The organism is Cellulomonas sp. P5_C6, assembly GCF_054049635.1.
The window spans coordinates 1-2,750 of the sequence record NZ_JBFULZ010000309.1; the positions used below are offsets into that span (position 1 = coordinate 1).

Sequence of the window (2,750 nt, forward strand, 5' to 3'; positions counted from 1 at the left end):
CCTCGGCGTGCTCGGCCAGCCCGAACCTGGCGAGCGCGGCGCGCGCGGCGACGTCGCGCTCGGCCGGCGTCATCGGCAGACGCCGCAGGGAGAGGGCCACATCCTCGACCGGCGTCGGCATGACCAGCTGGGCGTCCGGGTCCGTGAACATGAACCCGACCTTGCGGCGCACCGCCGCCCCGTCCTTGGCCGTGTCCAGGCCGTCCACGTGGACGGTCCCCGACGACGGCAGGACGAGGCCGTTGAGCAGGCGCGCCAGCGTCGACTTGCCCGAGCCGTTGGCGCCGACGATCGCGACCCGCCGCTCGGCGAGCTCCAGCGTCACCGGGCCGAGCAGGCGCACGACGCGGTCCGCGCCGCCCGCCGGGTCGGGGCTGTAGGCGGTGACGAGGACGTCGTCGAGGACGATCACGGATGCGTCAGCGGCGCGAGCGCAGCATGTCGGGGAAGGCCTTGAAGATCGCGACGGCGACGGCGGCGGCGGCGAGGTTCTTGATGACGTCGCCGGGCCAGTACACGAGGTCGATCGCGAGGGCCTCGCGGAACGAGATCCCGAGGCGCGCCATCAGCCCGACGATCCCGGCGGGGTGGATGGTCAGGAAGCTGGCGCCCAGGCCGGCGAGCACGAGGAGCGGGTACCGCCAGGCCGAGGTGGTGCGGACGGCCCACTGGCCGAGGCGTGCCGCGAACGTCGACGCCTGCAGCCGCGGGGCCAGCCGCAGCGCGATCCCGCCGAAGGCCCCGGCGAGCGCGGCGGCGAACGGGAAGGCCAGCAGGTAGCCCACGGACGGCTTGCTCAGCACGACCAGGCCGCCGGTCCCCTCGGCGAAGATCGGCAGGCCGGCCAGCCCGAGCACGAGGTAGAGGAGGGCGGCCAGGCCGCCGCGACGCCACCCGAGCACCAGGCCCGCGAGGATGACACCGAAGGTCTGCAGGGTGATGGGGACGCCCGACGGCGTCGGGATGCCGGGCAGGATCGCGCACACGGCGATGAAGGCGGCGAAGCTGGCGACGAGCGCGACGTCCGTGCTCACGGAGGCGCGGGCGACGGGTGCGGGCAGGGCGGCGGCGGTCTCGTCCTCGGGTGCGGACATGGGGTGACCCCTCGATCGTCGTGGCGGAAGCGGGCGTTCGCGCTGGTGCGGGGATGTGACGTCCGTCCCCTGCGGCCGGTCGCCACGCTAGCCGGTCGTAGACTTGGTGGCGTTTGTGCCCGCGGCCAACGCCAGCGCGGCGAACTCGGAGGAAACCATCAAGTGATCACTGCCCAGGCTGTCGAGCTGCGCATCGGCGCACGCGTGCTGCTCGAGGAGTCGTCGTTCCGCATCGCGGCCGGCGACCGGATCGGTCTGGTCGGTCGCAACGGCGCCGGCAAGACCACACTGACCAAGACCCTGGCGGGGGAGACCCAGCCCACCGGCGGTCAGATCATCCGCTCGGGCGACGTCGGCTACCTGCCGCAGGACCCTCGCACGGGTGACCTGGAGCAGCTCGCGATGGACCGCGTGCTGTCGGCCCGCGGGCTCGACGAGGTCGTGCGTGCCATGCGCGCCACCGAGACGGCGATGGCCAGCGAGGACGACGCCGTCCGGGAGAAGGCGATGGACCGCTACTCCCGGCTCGACTCCCGGTTCAACGCGGCCGGCGGGTACGCCGCCGAGAGCGAGGCGCACCGCATCGCGTCGAACCTCGGCCTCGACGAGCGCGTGCTCGGCCAGACCATCGGGACCCTCTCGGGTGGTCAGCGCCGTCGCGTCGAGCTCGCCCGCATCCTGTTCTCGGGCGTCGAGACGCTGCTGCTCGACGAGCCCACCAACCACCTCGACGCCGACTCGATCATGTGGCTGCGCGACTACCTGAAGTCGTACTCGGGTGGGCTCATCGTGATCTCGCACGACGCGGACCTGCTGCGTGCGGTCGTCAACAAGGTCTTCCACCTGGACGCGAACCGCTCACAGCTCGACCAGTACGCGCTCGGCTGGGACGCGTACCTGCAGCAGCGCGAGACCGACGAGAAGCGCCGCCGTCGCGAGCGGGCCAACGCCGAGAAGAAGGCATCCGCGCTCATGGCGCAGGCCGACAAGATGCGCGCCAAGGCCACCAAGACCGTCGCCGCGCAGAACATGGCCCGGCGCGCCGAGCGCCTGCTCTCGGGGCTCGAGGACGTCCGGGCGTCGGACAAGGTGGCGCGCCTGCGCTTCCCCGAGCCGGCCGCGTGCGGAAAGACTCCGCTCACCGCGTCCGGGCTCTCCAAGACGTACGGGTCCCAGGAGGTCTTCACCGACGTCGACCTCGCGATCGACCGCGGGAGCAAGGTCGTCGTGCTGGGGCTCAACGGTGCCGGCAAGACCACGCTGCTGCGCATCCTCGGCGGCGTCGAGAAGTCCGACACCGGCGAGGTCCACTCCGGGCACGGGCTCAAGCTCGGCTACTACGCGCAGGAGCACGAGACGCTCGACATGGACCGGACGGTCGTCGAGAACCTCAAGTCGTCCGCGCCGGACCTCACCGAGACCCAGGTGCGGTCCGTGCTGGGCTCGTTCCTGTTCTCGGGCGACGACGCCGACAAGCCCGCGCGCGTGCTGTCCGGCGGCGAGAAGACCCGCCTCGCGCTCGCGGCCCTGGTGGTCTCCAGCGCGAACGTCCTGCTGCTCGACGAGCCGACGAACAACCTCGACCCGGCGTCGCGCGAGGAGATCCTCGCGGCCCTGCGCGGCTACGCCGGAGCCGTCGTGCTGGTGTCACACGAC

General features: G+C 72.3%; 3 protein-coding genes. 1 reads left to right on the top strand and 2 read right to left on the bottom strand.

The features are described 5' to 3' along the window. A partial coding sequence (locus tag ACXJKG_RS20545; protein WP_456847574.1) for an ATP-binding cassette domain-containing protein occupies window positions 1-412 on the bottom strand: 412 nt, incomplete at its 3' end. 7 nt (window positions 413-419) lie between these two features. Beyond that, on the bottom strand, window positions 420-1,094 hold the full coding sequence (locus tag ACXJKG_RS20550; protein WP_456847575.1) for a biotin transporter BioY: 675 nt from the start codon (window positions 1,092-1,094) through the stop codon (window positions 420-422). Window positions 1,095-1,256: 162 nt separating this feature from the next. On the opposite strand from ACXJKG_RS20550, the gene ACXJKG_RS20555 reads away from it, so the two are divergent. Next, the coding region (locus tag ACXJKG_RS20555; RefSeq protein WP_456847576.1) for an ABC-F family ATP-binding cassette domain-containing protein at window positions 1,257-2,750 on the top strand (1,494 nt) is incomplete at its 3' end.

Excerpts from the sequence above, each read along its gene's own strand:
- ACXJKG_RS20550 (WP_456847575.1), bottom strand. The coding sequence starts at position 1,094 with ATGTCCGCACCCGAGGACGAGACCGCCGCCGCCCTGCCCGCACCCGTC.